Annotated in this window: 20 protein-coding genes and 1 other RNA gene; 9 read left to right on the top strand and 12 right to left on the bottom strand. The window is 45.9% G+C overall.

Annotation, left to right across the window (positions count from 1 at the left end):
• Positions 1-65: 65 nt before the first annotated feature.
• Positions 66-425, bottom strand: a transfer-messenger RNA (tmRNA) gene (ssrA, locus tag NI461_RS09330).
• Positions 426-555: 130 nt separating this feature from the next.
• On the opposite strand from ssrA, the gene glpK reads away from it, so the two are divergent.
• Positions 556-2,040, top strand: coding sequence for a glycerol kinase GlpK (gene glpK / locus NI461_RS09325; RefSeq protein WP_253152533.1), 1,485 nt, complete (start codon positions 556-558; stop codon positions 2,038-2,040).
• A gap of 265 nt (positions 2,041-2,305) precedes the next feature.
• On the opposite strand, the gene NI461_RS09320 is transcribed toward glpK, so the two are convergent.
• Positions 2,306-2,803: a thioesterase family protein gene (locus NI461_RS09320; RefSeq protein WP_151204233.1), complete on the bottom strand. Its 498-nt coding sequence runs from the start codon at positions 2,801-2,803 to the stop codon at positions 2,306-2,308.
• A gap of 103 nt (positions 2,804-2,906) precedes the next feature.
• Between NI461_RS09320 and hemB the strand changes: the two genes are divergently transcribed.
• Both hemB and NI461_RS09310 read left to right on the top strand, forming a co-directional pair.
• Entirely contained in the window at positions 2,907-3,920 is a 1,014-nt protein-coding gene (gene hemB, locus NI461_RS09315) for a porphobilinogen synthase (RefSeq protein WP_174659431.1), read from the top strand.
• Positions 3,921-3,939: 19 nt separating this feature from the next.
• Positions 3,940-5,064 (top strand): FAD-binding oxidoreductase, encoded by a 1,125-nt coding sequence (locus NI461_RS09310; RefSeq protein WP_253152534.1) that lies wholly within the window; start codon positions 3,940-3,942, stop codon positions 5,062-5,064.
• Here NI461_RS09310 and NI461_RS09305 read toward each other — a convergent pair.
• Together NI461_RS09305 and NI461_RS09300 are read right to left on the bottom strand one after the other, a co-directional pair.
• Positions 5,053-5,958, bottom strand: a complete 906-nt coding sequence (locus NI461_RS09305) for a TIGR01777 family oxidoreductase (protein ID WP_253157115.1) — start codon at positions 5,956-5,958, stop codon at positions 5,053-5,055. The two genes, NI461_RS09310 and NI461_RS09305, sit on opposite strands and share 12 nt — an antisense overlap.
• Before the next feature lie 471 nt (positions 5,959-6,429).
• Positions 6,430-6,879 carry an ABZJ_00895 family protein gene (locus tag NI461_RS09300; RefSeq protein ID WP_253152538.1) on the bottom strand — a complete coding sequence of 150 codons (450 nt, stop codon included), beginning with the start codon at positions 6,877-6,879 and terminating at the stop codon, positions 6,430-6,432.
• Positions 6,880-7,498: 619 nt separating this feature from the next.
• On the opposite strand from NI461_RS09300, the gene NI461_RS09295 reads away from it, so the two are divergent.
• Genes NI461_RS09295 through NI461_RS09285 form a run of 3 tightly spaced genes read left to right on the top strand, consistent with a single transcriptional unit; the run spans position 7,499 to position 13,481 of the window.
• Positions 7,499-8,752, top strand: a complete 1,254-nt coding sequence (locus tag NI461_RS09295) for an exonuclease SbcCD subunit D C-terminal domain-containing protein (RefSeq protein ID WP_253157113.1) — start codon at positions 7,499-7,501, stop codon at positions 8,750-8,752.
• 8 nt (positions 8,753-8,760) lie between these two features.
• Positions 8,761-12,372, top strand: a complete 3,612-nt coding sequence (locus NI461_RS09290) for an AAA family ATPase (protein WP_253152541.1) — start codon at positions 8,761-8,763, stop codon at positions 12,370-12,372.
• A 2-nt stretch (positions 12,373-12,374) separates the two neighbouring features.
• A complete protein-coding gene (locus NI461_RS09285) occupies positions 12,375-13,481 on the top strand; it encodes an acyltransferase (protein ID WP_151203747.1) in 1,107 nt (368 codons plus the stop codon).
• A gap of 30 nt (positions 13,482-13,511) precedes the next feature.
• On the opposite strand, the gene NI461_RS09280 is transcribed toward NI461_RS09285, so the two are convergent.
• Positions 13,512-14,201: a YggS family pyridoxal phosphate-dependent enzyme gene (locus tag NI461_RS09280; RefSeq protein ID WP_253152569.1), complete on the bottom strand. Its 690-nt coding sequence runs from the start codon at positions 14,199-14,201 to the stop codon at positions 13,512-13,514.
• A 123-nt stretch (positions 14,202-14,324) separates the two neighbouring features.
• Here NI461_RS09280 and NI461_RS09275 point away from each other — a divergent pair, with 123 nt between their 5' ends.
• A complete protein-coding gene (locus NI461_RS09275; RefSeq protein ID WP_151203744.1) occupies positions 14,325-15,362 on the top strand; it encodes a type IV pilus twitching motility protein PilT in 1,038 nt (345 codons plus the stop codon).
• A gap of 30 nt (positions 15,363-15,392) precedes the next feature.
• Complete coding sequence (locus tag NI461_RS09270; protein WP_151203742.1) at positions 15,393-16,514, top strand: PilT/PilU family type 4a pilus ATPase; 1,122 nt, start codon at positions 15,393-15,395, stop codon at positions 16,512-16,514.
• A gap of 70 nt (positions 16,515-16,584) precedes the next feature.
• Here the strand turns inward: NI461_RS09270 and fur are convergent, their stop codons facing one another.
• Entirely contained in the window at positions 16,585-17,022 is a 438-nt protein-coding gene (fur, locus tag NI461_RS09265; RefSeq protein WP_253152582.1) for a ferric iron uptake transcriptional regulator, read from the bottom strand.
• Between the two features lie 113 nt (positions 17,023-17,135).
• Here fur and NI461_RS09260 point away from each other — a divergent pair, with 113 nt between their 5' ends.
• Positions 17,136-17,534 carry an outer membrane protein assembly factor BamE gene (locus NI461_RS09260; protein WP_151203738.1) on the top strand — a complete coding sequence of 133 codons (399 nt, stop codon included), beginning with the start codon at positions 17,136-17,138 and terminating at the stop codon, positions 17,532-17,534.
• A 101-nt stretch (positions 17,535-17,635) separates the two neighbouring features.
• Here NI461_RS09260 and NI461_RS09255 read toward each other — a convergent pair whose 3' ends face one another.
• The 6 genes from NI461_RS09255 to NI461_RS09230 all read right to left on the bottom strand — a co-directional run bounded on the left by NI461_RS09255 (position 17,636) and on the right by NI461_RS09230 (position 23,425).
• Positions 17,636-17,965 carry an RnfH family protein gene (locus NI461_RS09255; RefSeq protein ID WP_253152584.1) on the bottom strand — a complete coding sequence of 110 codons (330 nt, stop codon included), beginning with the start codon at positions 17,963-17,965 and terminating at the stop codon, positions 17,636-17,638.
• Entirely contained in the window at positions 17,965-19,044 is a 1,080-nt protein-coding gene (locus NI461_RS09250; protein ID WP_253152586.1) for a hypothetical protein, read from the bottom strand. Before NI461_RS09250 ends, NI461_RS09255 begins: the two co-directional genes overlap by 1 nt.
• Before the next feature lie 154 nt (positions 19,045-19,198).
• Positions 19,199-19,654 (bottom strand): bacteriohemerythrin, encoded by a 456-nt coding sequence (locus tag NI461_RS09245; protein WP_151203732.1) that lies wholly within the window; start codon positions 19,652-19,654, stop codon positions 19,199-19,201.
• Between the two features lie 319 nt (positions 19,655-19,973).
• Positions 19,974-20,822, bottom strand: coding sequence for a class II glutamine amidotransferase (locus NI461_RS09240; protein WP_151206578.1), 849 nt, complete (start codon positions 20,820-20,822; stop codon positions 19,974-19,976).
• A gap of 265 nt (positions 20,823-21,087) precedes the next feature.
• Complete coding sequence (argB, locus tag NI461_RS09235) at positions 21,088-21,996, bottom strand: acetylglutamate kinase (RefSeq protein WP_151203728.1); 909 nt, start codon at positions 21,994-21,996, stop codon at positions 21,088-21,090.
• 10 nt (positions 21,997-22,006) lie between these two features.
• A complete protein-coding gene (locus tag NI461_RS09230) occupies positions 22,007-23,425 on the bottom strand; it encodes a phosphomannomutase/phosphoglucomutase (RefSeq protein ID WP_253152588.1) in 1,419 nt (472 codons plus the stop codon).
• Positions 23,426-23,526 lie beyond the last annotated feature (101 nt).

Here is a 23,526-nt window from a genome sequence, read left to right as displayed (position 1 = left end):
TCAAGGCTTTTCTGCTGAATCCTGATCAATTCTGATGTGTAATGATTGACCCTGATTACTACATTTGGTGGAGGTGGCGGGAGTTGAACCCGCGTCCGCCAGCACTACGCTCGAGAATACTACATGCTTAGATATCGTCTATTGTTTTAACTCTTTGTGACCCGACGAACAGGGTACAAATCGCGATCCTCTTAATTTAGTACAAAACCCCGAGGCTTGGTTTTATACGGACTTGTGTGCTTGCGCTTCAGTCGGGATCTCTAACCACAAGTATTCAGAGATGCGGACAAGCTGCCCTTAGGCAGCTAGAGCGTATGATTCGTCGTTTGCGACTATTAAAATGCAAATTTGATTTACGAGAGAAAATGCGCTCTCGACATGCATCTATGAGTTTCATCACCAGCGTCGAAGCCAGAAACACCCCCAAAGTAGGCTTCATCATAGCATAACTGTGAAGAATTGCGATGCCATTTTTCAAACAATTACACATTGATGTGCCTTAATTTAATAATTGCGCTAATATTTTGTTTTTCAAGTCCTATAAAAGAAACATTCATGAGCTATTTATTGGCCCTTGATCAGGGAACGACTTCAAGTCGTGCGATCATTTTTAATGAACATGGACAGGTTCAGGCAACGGCTCAACGCGAGACCCATATCCAGACGCCATATTCAGGCTGGGTCGAACAGGATGCACAGGAAATCTGGAGCTCCCAAATTGCAGTCGTCCAGCAGGCACTGGCTACAGCGCGCATTCTGGCCAAAGATATTAAAGCCATTGGACTGACCAATCAGCGTGAAACCACAGTGGTATGGGACCGCCGTAATGGTAAACCCTTGGCACCCGCCATTATCTGGCAGGATCGCCGGGCAACCGATTGGTGTAATCAGCTGATCCAGCAAGGCCTTATGGATCAGGTACAACAAAAAACCGGATTACGTATAGATCCTTATTTTAGTGCTGGCAAACTGGTTTGGCTACTGGCAAATATTGATGGATTACATGCCTTAGCTGAGCAGGGGCATGTGGCTTTTGGCACCATTGATAGCTGGTTAATCTGGAACCTGACCCAAGGTGCCGAGCATATTATTGAAGCCAGTAATGCATCCCGTACCATGCTGATGAACTTGCGCAATCAGAGCTGGGACGAAGAGTTATTAGAACAATTTAATATTCCGGCCTCTATCCTGCCAAGAATTGTGAGTTCCGATTGCTATATTGCAGATACTGCACCCGGTTTACTCGGTGCGACTATCCCCATCACCGGAATTTTAGGTGACCAGCAATCAGCCCTGTTTGGACATTCATGTTTTGAGCCTGGTACTGCCAAAAACACCTACGGTACTGGCTGTTTTATGCTCTTCAATACCGGCCATGATATTCAGTTCAGTCAAAATAAGCTCCTTTCTACCCTCGCCTGGCAGGCACAGGACAAAACGACCTATGCACTAGAAGGCAGTGTATTTATGGCTGGCGCAGTAGTACAGTGGCTGCGTGATGGTCTTGGTATTATCCAAAAAAGCAGTGATGTCGAAAAGCTCGCCAGTACAGTCGATGATACAGATGGAGTAGTTCTAGTGCCTGCCTTTACCGGACTCGGTGCACCGCACTGGGATAGCGAAGCCCGCGCCCTGCTCTGTGGCATGTCACGTGGCACCCATAAAGCCCATATTGCCCGTGCCGCTTTAGAGTCAATTGCCTTTCAAGTTTCAGATGTATTGACCGCAATGCAATCGGATATTAGCCATCCCTTAAAAGAGTTACGCGTTGATGGCGGTGCCAGTGGTAATGACATGCTGATGCAGTTTCAGGCAGACCTGCTAAATGTACCGGTATTACGTCCGAAAATGCTGGAGTCTACCGCTTGGGGTGCCGCAGCAATGGCGGGCTTAAAATCTGGCGTATTTGCAAGCTTTGATGAAATTGCACAGTCATGGCAACTCGACCGGGCCTTTGAACCCAAAATGCAGGATGACAAACGTGCAGCACATTTAGCCAAATGGCAAAATGCCTTAAAGCGGGCAAAGTCAGATTTATAAGCCTGATAAAAACCGCTGTCTACTACCGGTTTTCTATTGAATATTTTTTTACTTACTACTTTATATTGCGCTGAGATCAACACCCAGGGAGAGTCCAAAAATGAGTTTTACTGGCTTGCTATTTTTTGCGACCATGAATGACTGTACATCTTGATAACAATCCCCGATAGAACAATATAACCTGAAAATTTAAATCTATAAGCACCTCTGCTTAGAAAGGTGCTTATATACTCAGCTCATAGCCAATCTTGAGCTGCCAGATGGATTAATATGCATAAGAGGCAATAGCTGTAGCAATCGGCTTGTCTTCGTTATTGACCATAGTCATACGCATGGTACAACCCTTACGCCCCAATCTTAAGGTTTCTGCACGGGCAATAAAATATTTCCCGCGTCCGGGTGCCAGATAGTCTACCCGCATATCCACTGTTGCCAGTCGTGATACTTTTTTAATGGTCTCGGCAATGGTTTCTGGTCCTGCCTTTTTATATAGCTCTCCCATGGCCACAATCCCGCCAATACTATCGAGTACCGTGGCTGCCAGACCACCATGCAGAATCTGGAAGGCCACATTACCAATCATAAAGTCCTGCATCTCAATATAAGCTTCAATCTGACCATCGACGATCCGCATGGTCATACCATTATGCTTAAAAAAAGGAGAGGCATTAAAAGCATGTACCAACTGATTTAAAACCACATCAATATCCACCTTTGCTCCTAAATGTATACTACCTGTCCAGTTTTTCTCTGTTTTAGTCATAAGTCTGTCCGAAGCCACCACAATAAAACCGCTAATTTATGCCCAAAAATTTCAGATAGGGCTACAATAGCAGCCTAGTTTAATACTGATTGCTGAGATTTTTATGACCTATACGTTCAATCGTCCCGCATTTCCTGCAACTCGCATGCGTCGTATTCGTAAAAATGAGCATTTACGTTCTATGGTACGTGAAACGCATCTCAGTGCTGACCACCTGATTTATCCAGTTTTTGTACTGCCAGGGCAAGACCAGACGCAAGACATTCCAAGTATGCCCAATGTGCAGCGCCTGTCTGCTGACTTGTTGCTAAAAAAAGCGGAACGCTTGCTGGAACTGGGTGTGAATAAACTGGCGCTGTTCCCGGTAACGCCGCAAGAAGATAAAAGCCTGCTTGCAGAAGCAGCCTGGCGTGAAGATGGGCTGGTACAAACCACCGTACGTCTGTTAAAAAAAGAATTGCCGGAACTGGTATTGATTACCGACGGCGCGCTGGACCCTTATACTACCCATGGTCAAGATGGCATCATTGATGAAACTGGCTATGTATTAAATGATGAAACAGTCGAGGCCCTGATTAAACAGGCTCTGAGTCATGCAGAAGCAGGCGCCGACATCGTAGCTCCGAGCGACATGATGGATGGTCGTATTGGCGCGATCCGTCAGGCTCTCGAACAACAAGGTCATATTTATACTGCTATTATGGCCTATTCAGCCAAATATGCGTCGAGCTTCTATGGCCCGTTCCGTGATGCAGTCGGTTCTGCCAGCAACCTGAAAGGCGGCAATAAATACAATTACCAGATGGATGTTGGCAACCGCGCCGAAGCCCTGCATGAAATTGCTCTGGATATTCAGGAAGGTGCCGACATGGTGATTGTCAAACCTGGCATGCCGTATCTGGATATCGTTCGTGAAGTCAAAGACACCTTTGGTCTGCCGACCTTTATCTATCAGGTCAGTGGCGAATATGCCATGCTGGCCGCTGCAATCCAGAATGGCTGGTTATCTGACAGCGTGATTCTGGAATCTTTGATGTGCTGTCGTCGTGCCGGTGCAGATGGTATCTGGACTTATTTTGCTGAAGAAGCAGCTGTTAAACTGAAAGAGATGAAATAAACAGAAGGACCCTGGCGCAATGCATATCGCCATTATCGGTGCGGGTATTACCGGATTAATGTCCGCTCTGGAACTGCTGGAACAGGGATGTTCGATCACGATTTTGGATCAGCAGGCCGCGGGACAGGCAGCGTCCTGGGCCGGAGGCGGCATTCTCTCCCCCATGTATCCCTGGCGTTACCCGAATGCCGTCAATACTCTGGCTCGCCATGCCAAACCGCTGTATCAGACCTGGAATCAAAAACTGCAACCGACAAGCGGAATTGATTTTCAGATTCATAACACGGGCATGCTGATTTTTGATGAGTCCGATTTTGAAATCGGCTTGCGTTATGCCGAGCAATATCAGGATCCGCAGCAGCAGGCGCAACTTCTCGATCAAAGGCAGCTCGGACAGATCAATCCTAGAGTAGATCAGACGAAGTTCAAACAGGCTCTCTATTTTCCTGAACTGGCCAATATCCGCAATCCCCGACTGCTAAAGTCGATCATCAGCTATTTGAGGCAGCATCCCCGTGTGATCTGGCAGGAACATTGTAAAATCAGCCAACTCGATATACAGCAAGGTCATGTTCAACAGATATCAAGCGAGAATGGACTGAGTTTTCAGGCAGATCAGTTTGTGATTGCAACCGGCGCATGGTCAGCTTACTGGTCGGAACAGCTCGGCTTTAACATTCCGGTACAGCCGGTACAGGGCCAGATGTTGCTATTTAAAACACCAGAGCACTGGCTGCCCAGCATGTGCATGCACAAGGTCATGTACCTGATCCCACGCCGTGATGGTCATGTGCTGTGCGGCTCGAGTATGCGTCAGGTCGGCTTTGATACCTCCCCTTCAACCGAAATCCGTCAGGATATTTTTACTGCCTGTCTGGAGATGGTGCCAGAGCTGGCTGATTTTCCGATGGTGAAACAATGGGCTGGTTTAAGGCCCAGCTCACCCGATGGCATTCCCTATATTGGCAAAATGCCGCATCTGGACAATCTCTGGATCAATTTCGGTCAGTTCCGTAATGGCCTATGTATGGGCGCTGCGTCGGGGAAACTTCTGGCCCAGCTCATGCTGGAACAGCCGACTTTTGTTGATCCAGAGCCTTATAATCCGGCACAGCGTTTAGAAACTCAGGCTTTAGCGGTTTAACACTTCCAGTAGCGCCTCTTTCAGAGTCGGATAACTAAAAGTAAAACCAGCCTCCTGTAAAGCTTTAGGCTGAACATACTGTCCATTTAAAATCAGTTGGGATTGTTCGCCCAGCAGCATTTTCATGCTGCAAGCTGGTAACGGCAATAAAGGTTTATGCTTCAGCACCTGCGCAGCTATTCGAGCAAATTGAGCCTGACTGACTTTTTCTGGAGCCACCAGGTTAAAAATCTGGGGCTGAGTCGATTCCTGCATCAAAAATTCGATGGCCCGCATGACATCCTGAAGATGTACCCAAGTTACCGGCTGGCGGCCATGACCAATCTGGACAAACAGATTAAATTTGATGGGTAATAACATCTGCGGAAGAATTCCTCCACCCTTAGCAAATACCACACCTAGACGAATAATCTTGGTGTTCTGCTCAGGATAAGATAAGGCCAAACGCTCCCATTCGGCACATAGCTCGGACATAAAAATGTCTTGTGCCGGGCTCTGTTCTGTACACACCGTATCCCACTGCTCTTCAGGATCAATGCCATAGTAGCCCACAGCAGAGGTTGAAATAATCCGTTTGGGCTTGATCTGATATCTTTCCAGATGCTCAAAAAGTTGCCGGGTGGTCTTTAGACGACTATTCTTCAGTTTCTTTTTACGGGCGGTGGTCCAGCGACCCTGACCAATACTTTCACCTGCCAGATTAATCACATAGTCAATCTGCTGGTTTTTTAATTCATCCAGATCATGAACCCAGTGAAAATCAGGATGCTCTTCTCGCAAGTTTTTCTGTCGGGTCAGACCGATCACCGCATAATCCCGTGCCAGTAAGAACCTTACCAGATGGCTGCCAATAAAACCGCTGGCACCTGTCATCAATACGACTGGTTTATACATACCGATCCTGCACTATTCTTCTTGTCATGATTCAGAGTATACGCCGCTCACCTATCAAAATGTCGAGTATAAAAATATTGATCAGTAAATGAAAAATCAGGCCATCCAGAATATTTCGGCTATTGCTCTTTGGCTCATTTTATTTATTAAATAAAGATTTGCGCTCAAACCATCTGAATATTTAAAATAGCCTGCGGTCTGGTTGATAGTTGCGTTAGTTTATAGATTTAATTTTACTAACCCTTTAAACATCCTGGTTTAGCAAGATAGGAGTTGCAGAAGCTTATATTTACCTTGGATAACCTCATTATTCATAAAATCCTGCAAATGGCTGTGTATAGCCAAGATCCAAATTTTGAGAGAGCCAAAGTCTTTTATCTATACACGACGTCCTGTCAGGATGAGTAATCTTTAACCTCCGTGTCCACTCACATATTTAAGGTTTTCTTGCATAAAACGGTTGAATGGCAACTATAGACCAGAAGTTTTAGCTGCCATACGCTGTGCCTGTTTGCCATAAAACCAGTAGGTCAGCAAATAAAGTGGAATGGCGATCAGAAGGAACATAATCACGACAATGCTGACAAATTGCGGCTGTTGCAAATACAGCAAAAAATCCTGCCAGGCATTTGGATTGGAACGGGTTGCAATCACAATCCCCAAAATTAAAAATGCCAGATTATAGCCCCAGTAAATCAGACTGAAGCCCAAGCTAAATTTTTTACGTTCGGTTGCAGAGGGTGCACGGCGCTGCTGTTTTAAAAATTTAAACAGAACCCAAATCATCGCCACCAGATAAGGCACAATGGTCAAGATGGCGCCCATGCCGGTTGGCATCAAGGCTGCCAGCACACCGCAAATACAGGTAAAGACAAAGCACAGGAAGAAAAACCAGAGAAAATAGCGAGTTAGCGGCACCATTAGAAGAACCCAAAGACGATTAACAAGCTAGTATAAAAAAAATTAAGTTTTTTTTCATTTTATTGTCAACCTCAGCCAAGATCATGACGTTATATAGGGTACAAGGTTCGAAAATTTGGACTGGCATCCACAAGTTTTCGTTCACTTCGCTAAAGCAATAAGTTCAGTGCAGGTGGAAATTTTGAACAGCAGCCAAAATTTTCATCTGCACAATTTTTGACCGACGATTTCACTATCACTCGAATCGTCGGTTTTTATTGTTTGGGCGCTGCATTTTGTCACTCTGACCAGATGAATCAGAGACTGTTTTATAGGAGCTAACATAAGGATCAGTCCTTATTTTTCAAGTCTGCTTTGCCTGGTTTGCATAAAAACTGGTTTAAAAGGGTAAATTTTTTCAAACCGGCCTGCATCAGCGAATGAAAATAAAAACAACCTGAAGCTGAATAAAGATGAGACCCGGCCTATACTTAAAAGCTGTCTCAACAATGGCAGGCAAACTCAGTAGGCTCTACGACCAAGTTCAATGGCTTACAAGCAAATAAGAAAGTATTTTTCAAGTAGACTTTTACTGGCGCTTTTTTCTATAGTAGCAAGGCAAAAATAAAGGTTGGTATACATGGCAGTTCATTTTCTTCATACTTCTGATTGGCATTTGGGGCAATTCTTCCATAACCATGACCGTGAATTTGAACATGCGCAATTTCTGACCTGGCTGCTTGAACAAATCAAGATCAAACAGCCGCATGCCCTGCTCATCGCTGGGGATATTTTTGATGTCATCAATCCGGCTTCAAGTGCACAACGACAGCTGTATCAGTTTCTTGCTGATGCGCATGAGCTGGCACCCCATATGCAAACCCTGATGATTGCCGGTAACCATGATTCAGGTTACCGGATTGAACAGGTACAGCCTTTACTGACCAAATTTAATGCCAGAGCAGTGGGGATTGTCGGCCGAACCTCGACCAATCAGCTTGATCTGGACCGTCTGCTGGTGCCAATTTATGACCAGAACCGAACGATTGTGGCCTGGTGTCTGACCTTGCCCTATTTACGCAGCGCTGAAATTACCGGAATTAACGAACATACTCATAACAGTCAGAATGCCATCAGTTATCTGCATCAACAGCTGATCGCAGAAGCCAAAGCACGTAAGACGCCCCATCAGGCACTGATTTTAATGTCACATGCGCATATGCAAGGTGGTGAAACCTCAGATTCTGAACGCCCGATTATAGTGGGCAATGAAGAAGCGCTTTCAACGGCGCTGTTTGATGAAGTCATCGACTATGTAGCACTTGGCCATCTGCATAAGCCGCAAAAAGTAGGCCAAGCGCATATCCGTTATAGTGGCTCGCCAATTCCCCTATCCTTTAGTGAAATTCACTATTCGCATCAGGTGGTTGAGGTCAAAATTGATCCTGAGCAAAAGGCTGAACAGCGCTTTCAGTTTGCAGCCCTGCAAGTACCGCGTACGGTAGAACTGTTTAGAATCCGGGAAAATCTGGACAATCTGATGAATAAAATCCAGGCGCTACCTGCGGGTGAAATTGAACATCTCGCTGCCCGGCATTTTCTGGAAATTGAATACACAACCGATGCTCCGCCGCCAGTCGATTTACGTCAGCAAATTGAACAGGCGCTGCCAGTCAATCGTTATCGTCTGCTCAGGATCAGCCGGGTTTATCAGCGTCAGGCAGAAGATCCGGCGGATAGTTCCAAAATTGATCTGGCGCCTCCAACGCCGGAATCACTATTTTTTAATATCTGGGAAAAAATGGGCTATCGTCAGGACCCTTCGGTACAGCAGGATTTTCAGCAGCTGCTGGTCGAAGCTCAGCATGAACTTGCCCAAAAACAACAAGCTTAGGATCAGCCATGAAAATTATCCGTCTGAGCCTGAATAATCTGGCCTCGCTGGCTGGCACTCATCATATTGATTTTGAATCCAGCCCGCTGGCTTATGCTGGCCTGATTGCCATTACCGGAAAAACCGGCTCCGGCAAGTCCACCTTGCTCGATGCCATGTGTCTGGCGCTATATAACGAAATTCCGCGTCTGAAAGGTGCAACCGGTAGCCTGAAAGATGCGGGCGGCCAGGATGTCTCCATCAAGGACACCAAGAATATTCTGCGCCGTGGCTGCGTACAGGGTTTTGCCGAGCTTGAATTTATCGCTTTGGATCAGAAACGCTATACGGCACGCTGGGAAATCCGTCGTGCCCGGCAAAAAGTCGATGGTAATTTAAAAGTAGAACGGGCCATTACCTGTCTGGATGATCAGCGGGTGTTAAACCAGAAAATTTCTGAATGTACCCCACTGATTGAAAAACTGGTGGGCTTGAGTTTTGAGCAGTTTACCCGTGCGGTTCTGCTGGCTCAGTCTGAAGTCGGTGCCTTTTTAAAAGCCAAGGATAATGAGCGTGCCGATTTACTGGAATATCTGACCAACTCACAGATTTTCAGTCTGGTCAGCCAAAAAGCATTTGAAAAACATAGTGAAGTTAAACAGAAACGGGCTGATCTAGAAAAACAGATTGGCTATCTGGAGCTATTATCCGAAACAGATATTGCCACCTTAGAGCAGCAACATACTGCCTTAAAACAGGTGATTGAGCATTTTAACCAGAGTGAAAAAGTGCTGGACAATGATCTAAAATGGCATCGTCAGCAGCATTATTTATATACTGAAATTCAGGCCAAAAAAGAAATTTATATGGTTCAGCTGGATGCCGAGCAGAAGATGGCACCCCAACAACAGCTGCTGGAACAGCTGGACCAGTTTCAGCAGATCCGGGAACAATTTGTCCAGCAACAACAGCTCCAAAATCAGCGTAGCCACTTTCTGGCCGAGCAGCACAGTGTCGTTGCCGAGTTTTCAGCGATTCAGCAGCAACGTGACACTCAGCAGCAGAAGCTGCTTCAATTGCAGCAACAGCAACAACAGCAGCAGCAAGAATTTCAAAAGATCAAACCCTATCTCGATCAGGGATTAAAACTGGATCATGAGCTACAGTCAGTGGGTGAGCAGTATAAACAGCTTGCAGCAGAGCAACAGACTTATAAAGCCCGGCAGATTCAGCCTGTACAGGAGCAGATCTGCCAGACCGAACAACAGTTACAACAGCTTCAGCTGCAATCTCAGCAGATTCAGGCACAACTCGAACAACAGGAATTTTTAGCGGCTTTTGATCATGAGCCGCAGGCCACCCTGCAACGTTTGCAGGAATATCAGGCACTGCGTGAAAAATTTATGCAGCAGTCTCCGGCAGTTTTTCAAGCGGGCCCCGCTGAACTGCAACAGCAGCAACAGCGCTTAGCTGAAAATTTGCAAGAATTCACGCAGCGCTATACCGATCTGGAGCAGCTCGAACAGCAATTACAGCAACTGCAAAGCCAGCAACAGCAAGCCGGTATCCAACAGTTAAAACTGGAAAGCCTGATCCAGGCTGCCCAGAAAATGGCTGGACTTGAGGCTGAAAGCCAGCAACTGAATAGCCAATTACAGCAGCATCAAAATACCTTAAAGCAACTCACCACGGAACTGCTTCAATTACAACAACAGCGCCAAGAAGCCGAACAGTCCTTTGAACAACTGCAACAGATGCTCGCACAGCAACGCCTGTTACAGGCGCAGAGTGTGCAGGAATTGCGCGCCCAGCTAAAACCTGATGAAGCCTGTATGGTTTGTGGCAGTCATGAACACCCTTTTGTGCAGCATCAGGAGTTACTGGAAAATGCCTTGCAGCAGCTGCATGATCAACAGCTTCAGGAAGCCCAAGAAAAGTTGCAGCAACAGACTCATGCATGGCAGCAGGCACAGATCCAGCAATCTCAATTACATACCTTGATTGAGCAACAACAGCAGCGCAATCAACAGCTCACCACCACACAGGCACAGCAAAAAGCCCAGCTTCATCAGGAGATGCAACACTTTGGCTGGCAAGTGAATGCAAACCAGAATACCGAGCAGCTACAACAGCAGCTTGGCCAACATGCGATTCATCTGCAGCGAGAACAACAGCAGCTTGCACAACAGCTCCAGACTCAGCAAGGTGACTGGAAACGCTGGCGTCAGCAACAACAACAACTGGATCAGCTGCATTTGAGCATGCAGCAGTATCTCCAGCTAGAACAGATGATTCAGCCCGTTCTGGCACATTTGCCCGAGTCCCTGCAAAATGTCTGGGTCAAGGATACTGGCTCGAGCTGTCAGCAGCTGTCTCAGCAACTGCAACAGCGCCAGCAGCAATGCCAAGAGTTTAAAACCCTAGAAACCCACATTCAAAACCTCAATCAGCAACTTGAAAAAGCACGTGATCAGTTGATTCTGCATCAGCATCATGATGGGCGGTTACAACAAAAGCTGGAGACGGCGCTTCACCAGGGTAAAGCATTACGTGAACAGCTGAATAGCCTGACTCTCAGTCATGCCGGACAAAGCTATCGCACGGCACAGGAATGGCGTGACCATCTGGAACAGCAGCAACACATACTGGATGAGCAGCTACGGGCACAACAGCTTATTGCCCAGCAACATGAACAGCGCTTGCAACAGGCTGAATTGAAAAAGCAAAGTATCAGCACCCAGATTCAGCAACTGCAGCAGCAGATTGAACAATGTCAGCAGGCGATTCAACACTGGCAAAGTCGGCATCCTGATTTTAATCATGAGCATATCCAGCAGTGCCTAAATATTGATCTGCAACAGCACCAGCAAATCCGCCAGCAATTACAGCTACAGCATCAGACTGTAGGAAATGCCAAAACGGCCTGGCAGATTCTGGAAGAACAATATCAGCATCATCTGAAATCCAAGCCCGAACTGAGCTTTGAAGAAGTTGAACTACACTTAAATAAACTGGCTCAGGAAAAGGCTGAACAACAAAATGCCTTTAATGAAGTCGATACCAAGCTAAGGATTCATGCCAATAATCAGGTGACCTTGCAAAGACACCAGCATCAGATTGAACAGGTCAAAGCTGAAGAATACCGCTGGGGTCGGATCTATGACCTGATCGGACACAAGGAAGGCAGCAAATTCCAGAAAATTGCCCAAGAGCATCATCTGGATATATTGGTGGAATACGCTAACCAGCAGTTACAGCCGCTGGCACCGCGTTATCAGCTGTACCGGATTCCGGACAGTTTAAGTCTGGCCATTATTGATCTGGACATGAACAGCGAAGTGCGTCCGGTGCTCTCTTTATCCGGGGGGGAAACTTTCCTGGTTTCGCTGGCGCTGGCTTTGGCGATTGCCAATATGGCCTCCGGCTCGATGAAACTGGAATCCCTGTTTATTGATGAAGGCTTTGGTACGCTGGATCCGGCCTCCTTGCACATGGTAATGAATGCTCTGGATCATTTGCAGAGTCAGGGCCGTAAAGTGGTACTGATTTCGCATGTTCAGGAAATGCATGAACGCATTCCGGTACAAATTCAGGTCAAACCGGTCGGTGCCGGTGCCAGTACAATCGAGATTATAGGTTAAAGATGACCCATCCGCCGAACCAGCTCTCGCCCTATTTCAGCTTACAGCTAGAGAGCTTGCGAGGCATCAGTGCGATAATAGTACTATTTAGTCACTGCTTTCAGGCCTTTATTGCCCCTTTTGATCTCAGCCTGTATTCATGGGTGCGTCTGCTGGGTCAGGCCGCAGTCATGATCTTTTTTGTACTGAGTGGCTATTTGATCGGAACTTCCATCCAGAACCATTCCCGACGCTATGGTCAGTTTAATGTACGGCATTATGCGCGGCAGCGTTGTCGCCGGATTTTACCACCTTTTCTGTTTGCTTCTGCTTTAAGCTTGGTTTTATATATGCTGGCGCCTTGGTTTTTTGCTTCACAAAGCCATCATTTTCAGAACAGTTTTGGCATGATGATCCGGACTGACTATGACATTACAGCTCCAGATTTTATCGCTTCGCTGCTGTTTCTGAATGGCTTTATTGGCCCCACCGTATCTGCCAACGCACCCCTTTGGAGTCTGAGTTTTGAAGTCTGGTTCTATGTGCTGGCCGGATTTCTGCCTTTTCTGAAAACCTCTGAACTCGCCAAAATCGTCTTTCTACTTCTGTTCACTACGCTGTCGGTGTTGAATATCCAGTTTCTGTTTTATTTTCTGCTCTGGCTGACAGCGTTCGCCAGTGCACACCGTCATCTCCAGCTCCATTTTTTAGACCGCTTACAAGCCATTAAATCCGCCCTGTTAGCTGTAGCCTTGATCATTGCCTGTCTGGATGCCTATCAATTTCAGGTGATTGAACAAACAAAATTTTACACCACGCATTATTTTGTGCCTTTTAATATTTGCATCGGACTGGCCTTTGTCTGCTGGCTGGTGCAGCTACAACAGCAGCAGAGCTGCTATCATCCGGTCTGGGTGCAGTCTGCAAATTTTTCTTATACGCTCTATGCCACCCATTTTCCATTACTGTTATTTATTTTAGGGACTGTGCCTGCAACGCTGGCTTATGGTCTCGGTGGTGCTGTATTAGCGCTACTCGGCAGCATGTGTGGCTTAATCCTCTTTGCCTGGCTCATGGCCAAATGGCTTGAACCACAAAGAAACCAAGCGTTATCCAATACCCTGCAATAACGCTTTTTTGCCCAAAGAATCTGACCGGCTTTATTCAGCCTTTTTAGGACGCGCACCAAACAGCGCTGTTCCGACACGAACCATGGTAGAGCCAGCTGCAATCGCTTCGGTCATATCGGCAGACATGCCCATACTCAAAGTATCCCAGTCCTCAGGATGGGCATGCTGAGTCTTTACCGCATCAAATAAGGCTTTGGCATCTGCAAAGGCCCGGGTATTTTCAGGAGCAGGAATCACCATCAGGCCGCGTAAGCGTATATTCGGTAATGGGCTGATCTGCTTCACCAGTTCGCTAAGTTCTTCAGGCTGACAACCATCCTTACTGTCCTGTCCGTCAATATTTACTTGTAGACAAATATTCAGTGCCGCTTGAGAATCGCGACGCTGATTGGATAAACGTTCGGCAATAATCAGACGATCCACCCCATGCACCCAGGCAAAATGTTCTGCCAGAGGCCGGGTTTTATTACGCTGTACATGTCCAATAAAATGCCACTCAATGTCCAGCGCTTTTAGAGCCGTGATTTTTTCCAGTGCTTCTTGCAGATAGTTTTCACCAAAGGCCTGCTGTCCGGCCTCATACATCTGCGCCAGGATAGCGCTTGGCTGAGTTTTGGAGACCGCCAAAAGTTGTACCGAATCCGGTTCACGTCCGGCCTGGGTACATGCGCTCTGAATCTGAGCTAAAACCTGATTTCGTGACTGTTGCAGCATATTCATTGATGAGGTTCTCATTTTGTCCTGATTTTTTTCCCTTGCTCGCCAACTAAGGGTTGGTTAAGCTGACGGAAAGCCTTATTATTCTAGCAAAATAAATAATATTTTAATGAAATTGGGGACCTGATGGATATCACAGAACTGTTAGCCTTTTCTGCTAAAAATGGTGCGTCAGATTTACACTTATCTGCCGGCTTACCGCCGATGATCCGTGTAGATGGTGAAGTACGTCGTATTAACCTGCCTGCACTGGAACATAAGGAAGTACACAAGCTGGTTTATGACATCATGAACGATAAGCAGCGCCGTGATTATGAAGAAAACCTGGAAACTGACTTTTCTTTTGAAGTTCCAGGTGTGGCCCGTTTCCGTGTCAACGCCTTTAACCAGAACCGTGGCGCTGGTGCGGTATTTCGTACCATTCCTTCAAAAGTCCTGACCCTTGAAGATTTAGGCATGGGCCAGATTTTTAAAGATATCAGTGAATATCCACGTGGCCTGGTACTGGTCACCGGACCCACCGGCTCGGGTAAATCAACCACCCTTGCCGCCATGCTCGATTATATCAATGATAACCGTTATGACCATATTCTGACGGTTGAAGACCCCATTGAATTTGTACACCAGTCGAAAAAATGTCTGGTCAACCAGCGTGAAGTCCACCGTGATACGCACGGCTTTAATGAAGCACTGCGTTCAGCACTACGTGAAGACCCGGATATTATTCTGGTCGGTGAGATGCGTGACCTTGAAACCATCCGCCTGGCCTTAACCGCGGCAGAAACCGGTCACCTGGTCTTTGGTACCCTGCACACCACCTCCGCAGCCAAAACGATTGACCGTGTGATTGACGTCTTCCCGGCCGAGGAAAAAGACATGGTACGTGCCATGCTATCAGAGTCTTTACAGGCCGTTGTTTCACAAACCCTGCTCAAAAAAAATGGTGGTGGTCGTGTGGCAGCACATGAAATCATGATCGGTATTCCAGCGATCCGTAACCTGATCCGTGAAAATAAGATCGCGCAAATGTACTCTGCGATTCAAACAGGTGCCAACTATGGAATGACCACACTGGATCAAAGCCTAAAAACCCTGGTTTCCAAAGGAATCATCAGCCCGCAAGTAGCGCGTACAGCAGCCAAACAGCCTGAATCATTCTTATAAAAAACAGTTCATTATATTGGGGGCTTGAGCATGGACTTTAATGGCTTACTGAATTATATGGTAGAGAAAAAGGCCTCGGATCTGTTTATTACAGCCGATGTCGAACCTTCTATCAAAATTAATGGCCAGATTGTGCCGATTGGTTCGGTAAAATTACCAGGGGCTGCGGTGGGGCAACTTTTAAACTCCATCATGACTGAAAAACAGCGTAAAGAGTTTGCAGAAACCCGTGAATGTAACTTTGCGATCAGCAATCCGGACAAGACTGCGCGCTTTCGTGTCAGCGCTTTTCAGCAACGCGATCAGCCGGGCATGGTCCTGCGCCGGATTGAAACCGTAATTCCCACCATGGACCAACTGAAGTTGCCACCGATTCTTAAAGAACTGGCAATGACCAAACGTGGCATCATCATTTTTGTAGGGGCCACTGGTACAGGTAAATCGACCTCACTGGCCTCGCTAATTGGCTACCGCAATGAAAATTCCAAGGGCCATATCATTACCATTGAAGATCCGATCGAATTCGTCCATCAGCATAAGGGGTGTATCATCACCCAGCGCGAAGTCGGGATTGATACAGACTCCTTTGAAATCGCCCTGAAAAACACCCTGCGTCAGGCACCAGATGTGATCCTGATTGGTGAGATTCGTTCCCGTGAAACCATGGACTATGCAATTGCCTTTGCCGAAACCGGCCATCTGGTCTTTGCGACCCTGCACGCCAACAATGCCAACCAGGCCATTGACCGGATTATCCACTTCTTTGAAGCAGACCGTCATAGCCAGCTGTTTATGGATCTATCCTTAAACATGAAGGCCATCGTGGCGCAGCAGCTGATTCCAACAGTGGATGGAAATGGTCGTCGGGCAGCCATCGAACTTCTGATTAACTCGCCTCTGGTGGCAGACCTAATCCGTAAAGGTGATGTGCATGAGATCAAGGACCTGATGAAACGCTCGCGCGAGCTGGGCATGCAAACCTTTGACCAGGCACTTTATGATTTATATAAAGCCAAACAGATCAGCTATAAAGATGCCCTAAAACATGCGGATTCACCAAACGACCTGCGTCTGCAAATTAAGCTGTCTGAAGAAGGCGGCGAGCATTTATTGCGTGCCAATTCCAATATCACCTTTGATGGTCAAAGCTGATCATTTAAGAGCCATAAGAAAAACAGGCTTCTTATGAAGCCTGTTTTTCTTATTTTAAGCTGAGCCGGGATTATTTTTTACGGTAAGCTTCCTGACATTCATAGGCATCACAGTAACCGTATAAATTAAGCGAGTGACCGGTTAGCTCGAAGCCGAACTCCCGAGCCACGTCATGCTGCTCTTTTTCAATGGTATCATTAATAAATTCAACAACTTTGCTACAATTCACACAGACCAGATGGTCGTGATGATCTTCCTGCATAATTTCAAAAACGGAATGATTGTTTTCAAAATTATGACGTTCAATAATTCCCGCGGCTTCAAATTGCGTTAACACACGATACACAGTTGCAAGACCGACATCTTCTCCCTGTTCGAGTAAAGTCTTGTAAATATCTTCCGCACTAAGATGATGCTGTTTAGAGTTTTCTAATAATTCTAATATTTTAATTCGTGGAAGGGTGACTTTCAGTCCAGCTTTTCGTAAATCTTGGTTTGAAATAGGCATGTAAAAAGGTCTCTCAACAAAATCAAAGTTGGAATATAGGCAACAAAGTTTAGATGCAGTATGATCTATCCTTGGATCAAATGCATCATAATTAATTGGGATAGTGTAGCAAAATGCAAAAACTCATGTTGACGTTATTCGTCACCTCACTGCTGGTCGGCTGTTCGGCATTAGGTGTCTACAAAGTAGATATACCGCAGGGTACTCCTCTCACTCAAGCGCAGGCTTCCAAAATCCAGGTGGGAATGAATCACCAACAGGTACGTTTCTTACTCGGCAGCCCAACGGTGACAGATCCAATGAATCCTTTACGCTGGGACTACATCTACAACTATACCCCGGGAACATATGCCAAAAAGGCCAAGATCCCAGCCGCCCAAGGCCAGCATTTAAAAATCTACTTTAATGAATCTGGCGTGGTGCAGCGGATTGAAGGTCTGGAAACAATTCCAGCATCTCAACCCGGTTTACCAGGTTCTAAAGAAGCAATTTTAAACGCACCTCCACTATAGTCGGTTTTTCATAAAAAAGCCCCTGAATTTTCAGGGGTTTTCCGATTAACTCAATTGATCTATCAAATTACCAGCAAATACACCGAATCAGTCGTCAGTTCCTAGGAAGATGTCTTGAGTTGCTTAAAACGGTTTCCCTTGGCATAACGGCCCACCGGATTTTTTTCTGCACGTTTACGGCGTATATCTTGGGGATTAATGGTCAATACACGATAAATTTCTACACGATCCCCAGCAGCCAATGGCTGCTGCTGATTCTGCAAGCGCATTCCAAAAATTCCTAATACCAGCGGCTCAGGCAAAGTGACCTGCTGTGCAATTCCACTTTGCTGAACAGCATCCAGCGCAGTCATTCCAGCCTGAAAAGGCAATGCAATATGAAACTGCTGTTCCGGGGTGGCATAGGCCACCCAGACCATGGCCTTACTCATCACACCCACTGCCCGATCACAGCCAGCAATGCAATGATGATAGAAAGCGGCAGGACGACACGCACCGCAATACGCCAGATATTATAAAAAGCTTCATTGCTGAAATTCATAGACTTACGTAAATGACTAATCTTCATGATCCAGCCCGCAAAAATGGCATAGACCAGGCAAATGAGCAGCCCCCAGATGATTAACAAGCCATTAAACACCGGAGCTGTATTTGGAATAAGCCAGATCAGAGTCGCTACACTTAGAATCAGCCATTGCATGGCGATATTTAGCTGACGTTGTTGCAACTGCTCACGTGCCATTTGCAGTATAAATGCGGCAGCAGCCACAATTGCTGCGCACAATGTCAAAGCTGAAATTTGTGCCTTAACAGCAAAGAAAGCAAAGGCCACCACGGCCAGCAATTGCGCGATCCAGATTGGCAGTACAGTTTTAGTTGCAACAGATTGCTCTTTTACACTTGCAAGGCTGGACTGCCAGTACAGTCCCATTCCCAGACCACTGGCCACCAAAGCCAGTACCGTTGCATTGCCCCACTCTGAAAATTCAATTGGGGTGATTTGCCAGGCAGGTAGTGCCGTTCCCTGTATATGGGCAAAGGCCAGCGAAGCCAATACCCCGACGGTACTCAGCAACAGTAAAATTTGACGGGGAAGCAAAGAGAGCGCCAACGCGAATACGGCAAGGCCTGCAAACAGTATTTGCGGCGCAACGTCAATCGCCGCAATGCTGAGTAAACCACTGGCGTTGTTGAGCATGGCACCGGCTAAAAATGGAATAAAAATCACGCCAAGCCAGCCAACAATACGCCATTTTTGTGATGCATCCGCTTCCCGGGTCAAACTTGACAGCGCTTGCACGGCGGTGGTTTTAGAGCGTTTGGCTAAGGCAATTTCCAAATAGCAAACGGGAAGCGCCAGAATCAGCATGGTGCCTAACCAGAGCATCCAGAAATCCAGCTGACGATCAGTCTGTATACCTGTTATCGGTGCGAGCGTCGCGATGATAATAAACGATAAACAGAAAGCCATCAGCGGTGATAACCATTTTGACATAGCTTTGTCCTGCATGATGCATTCCTATAAAAACCTAGCGCTATTTTGCCTTGTGAGGCCATGAAAATCAAAAACAAAAAAGCAAATCACCAAGACAGTGATTTGCTGCGCGAACTTATTATTAGAATTTTAATTTTTTTTATCTCAATCTGTGCGGAGTTCTTCCAGATTATGAGAAGAAACGGGCAAACCAGTTTTTACCTTTTTTCTTTTCTTTCTCTTTCAGAATTCCGATCATATTTTCTTTGACTGCCCCCACATAATCGGCATCATCATGCTGAATATGGTTAATCAGCCATTTAGATAATACTTCATGCAATTCCGCTTCAATCGAATGCCCCATTTCAAAACGGTCACGATAAGATTCGATTTTTTTAATAAACAGGTCATGTACACGTTTATGTGGTACACGATATTTATAACCTGCTTCTTCTTGCAGAGATTCTTCGAAAGTAAAATGTGATTGGGTATAATCAATAATATTTTCCAGAACCTGTTTAATCCGATCACGATCACTATCGGCATCTAGGTCATCAATCTCATTGATATAATCAAGAATGCGTCTATGCTGATCGTCAATCACATCGATACCAGTATTATAATCTGGAATCCATTTCATTTTCATTACGACCACCTATTCATATTAAGGATTTATCACATGAATACAATCATATAGGGAATACCTATAAATAAAAATCAAGTAAATTAGTCGGCTTTCGGTATTATCGCGAACTATTAACATAAATCCTTGTTTCTTATAACTAATACATTTTAAACCCGACCAGAATCATAAAGTATTTTTTAATCAATCCATTGGTTTTTAATATTATATTTTTCATTTTATTGATAAAAAAACAGGAGTAACTCCTGTTTTTTAAAATTTATTTTTGAAGATGCTTTTAAATATCTATATTTATCCGTATAAACGAATTATCTACACATCCCTAATATAAATCAGCTTTAGTCATTCGCTTTAAAGAAGGATCCAGTCTTTCACGTACTAAACGCGCAATATGGGTTACTTCAGACCGAACTCTGGCGCCATTCCGGAACAGGATCATTTCCCCCGGCTGAAATGCTGTCCACTGCTCATTTTGGGTCAAAGGTTCCGTGGTAATCACAGCGACCCGGTCTTCAGGAGTAGTCACCTGACTAAAGTCCACTTCGACATCAATATCAATCAATTGGGCAGGTTTAAAAGGATATTCCCGCACCAGCCAGTGTAATTTGGTTACCGCATAGCTAAACAGGGCTTGCCCATTTGACAGGCAGAAGTTAAAGGTTCCATGCTCGGCAATGGTCGGTGAGATTTCAATTAACAAATCAAAGATCTGATCCAGCTTTGGTTCATGGTAGCCAAAACGTTTGACCAGCTGATCCAGCAGATAGCAAAAAGCATACTCACTGTCGGTATTGCCCACGGGTGTAAAGCGGCCACTCAGCTCGGGAGAAAAATGATGTAAATCACCATTATGGGCAAAAATCCATTGCCGCCCCCACAGCTCACGGCTAAAAGGATGAGAATTTTCCAGGCTGATTTTACCTTGGGTCGCTTTACGGATATGCGCAATCACATTACGGGATTTAATCGGATAATTACGAATCAGCTCAGCAATCGGTGACTCGACAGCAGACTGGTTATCGACAAACAGACGACAGGCTTTATCTTCAAAAAAAGCGATTCCAAAACCATCCGAATGATCGGAAGTAATACCTGCACGCTGGGAGAATCCACGAAATGAGAAGGTAATATCTGTGGGAGTCGCACAGTTCATTCCAAGCAATTGGCACATAGTCTTGGTTCAGCTGTTGGTTAATTCAGAAAAGTTATTGTGCATGACTCCTCAGCGCATTTCAAATATCTCTTTTAGATCAGCGCTGTAATGCTCTTCAGCACTGCATTGACAGAAAGCGGGATATATTACTGTTTTATTGAGCCATGCACTTTCGATCTCTGAGCATTCAAAACCTGAAGGTTGGAGAATTTGCCCAGTTTGACTAAAACATAGGATCAAAAAGAGCCTCAAGGGAGGCTCTTTAAAATTTTAAAATAATGTCTTAAGCACAATGTGGCTTGGAACGGTTGGTAATCAAGGTTCCCACCCCGTGATCGGTAAAAATTTCCAGCAAGCTGGCATGTGGAACACGGCCGTCGACGATATGCGCACTGACCACTCCACCTTTGACTGCATCTAGAGCGCATCCAACTTTAGGAATCATACCACCATAAATCACCCCGGTTTCGATCAGGCGATCTACTTCCTGTGTGCTCAGACCAGTCAGCAGTTTTTTATTTTCATCCAGTACACCGGTGATATTGGTCAGCAGGATCAGTTTTTCCGCCCCCAAGGCTTCTGCGACTTTGCCTGCCACCAGATCGGCATTAATATTGTAAGTATTGCCTTCTTCATCTACGCCAAGTGGAGCAATCACTGGAATAAAGTCGCTGTTGGTAAACATTTCTAGGACATCGGTTTTTACCCCAACGACTTCGCCGACCAGTCCGAGATCAATTTCCTCAACCGAACCATCATCTGCCGTTTTTTTCATGAGCAGCTTTTTAGCGCGCAGCAGATTCCCATCTTTACCAGTCAGGCCAATTGCCCGGCCACCGTGCTGGTTAATTAAATTCACGATAGATTTATTGACACTACCGCCCAGCACCATTTCAACCACTTCCATGGTGGCCGGGTCTGTCACACGCATCCCATCAATACGGTCAGATTCACGCCCAAGCTGTTTTAACATGGAATCCACTTGTGGACCGCCCCCATGCACCACCACCGGATTCAGGCCGACAGTTTTCAACAAGACGATATCACGGGCAAACGAACTTTCCAGCTCAGGATCCGTCATTGCGTTACCGCCATACTTGACGACTAGAGTCTTTCCTGTAAAGCGTTGGATATACGGCAAAGCTTCTGTCAGAATTTGTGCTTTGTCGATGCCGGTCTGCTGATTTGGCATTCGCCTCTCCTTATTGAGCATCTAAAATGTCTTGCGCGATTTCTGGATAACGATCCCGCAACATGCTTACAAACAGATGACGGATTTCATTCAGACGCTGAGCACTGCTGGCGTCAAAGCGTACTGTAAAATATTCACCTGTATTGGATGCCCGAATGATGCCAAAACCGTCCTCAAAATCAAGACGTATCCCATCAATTGTACTCATTTGTGCATTGAATTGTTGAGATTGCTGCTCGACAAGCTCTAAAAGCTCATTGGCCTGAATATCACGGGTCGCAATATAAAGGTCTTCTGTACCATAGCGTTTGGGATAGGCCTGTAATACCTGAGCTAAACTTTGTCCCGTCTGGTCAAGATATTCTATGACGCGTAACGCAGCATATAGCCCATCATCATAGCCGCAGCCCCGTCCGTCATTAAATACATAATGACCGGCATATTCTCCCCCAAAAACAGCCTGATTCTGGGAATGAGCCAAATATTTACGTAAAAAGGAACTTCCCGTACGGATCATCACTGCTTCACCGCCTAGCTCCTGCACAGTATTACGAACCAGGGTCGAACATTTCACGTCATAAACAAACTGTTTTGCTTCTGAACCGGTCAAACAGATTTTGGCAAATAAGCACAGCAACTGATCAGCACTAATGATATTTCCCAGCTCATCCACCAGAACCACACGATCCCCATCACCATCCAGGGCAATTCCTATATCGGCTTGTTGCTGAATAACCGTCTGATACAATGTTTTCAGATGTGCTTCCTGAGAAGGGTCCGGCGCATGATCCGGAAACTCACCATTGGCCACACAACGCAAAGCCGTCACCTCACAACCCAACTTTTCCAGTACCAGCTTGGCACAGCGGCCGGCCGAACCATGCAGGCCATCCAGTACGACTTTAAAATTTTTCTTTAGCTGAATATCTTGCAAGATTGCATACTGATAAGGCAGGCAGAATTCTGGCGCAATCAAATGGGGACGTTGAGGGATGTTGGCAAGTTCGCTGTGGCAATGCTGTTTAGCCAGTTGCGCCACATTTTGAATCATCTGCGGGCAAGGCGGTTCACCGGAAATAATCCATTTAATTCCATTATCCTCTTTGGGATTATGGCTGGCCGTTACCATCACGCCATTACCGTCGAACTGACGCGCCGTAAAATACAGCATCGGGCTGGAGCAGCAACCGATAATGGTGGCTTTTATCGAATACTGACCAAAAATACCTTGAAGAATTTCGGCAAAGGCGGGGCTGCTGATCCGGGCATCATATCCAATTGCAACCCGAGTCTGTGCAGCAGCACGATATTGCTGGGCAAGGCCATGGGCAATCGCGTCAATTACACCCGTACTAAGTAAACTCACTTTTCCCCGGATGTCATAGGCACGAAAAATATGCAGAGGAAATGGATGATTCATAGATCCCATATAATCTTCTTTTTACTATCAATTTAATGCTGGCAGGATAAAATAATGATTTAATCATTATGACTTTAAACAGTATTGTTGTTTTAAGACTGCATACTTTT

It is taken from the genome of Acinetobacter sp. S4400-12 (assembly GCF_024129495.1).
GTDB classification, from domain to species: Bacteria; Pseudomonadota; Gammaproteobacteria; order Pseudomonadales; family Moraxellaceae; genus Acinetobacter; species Acinetobacter lwoffii_C.
This window is presented reverse-complemented; position numbering and strand designations above follow the sequence as displayed.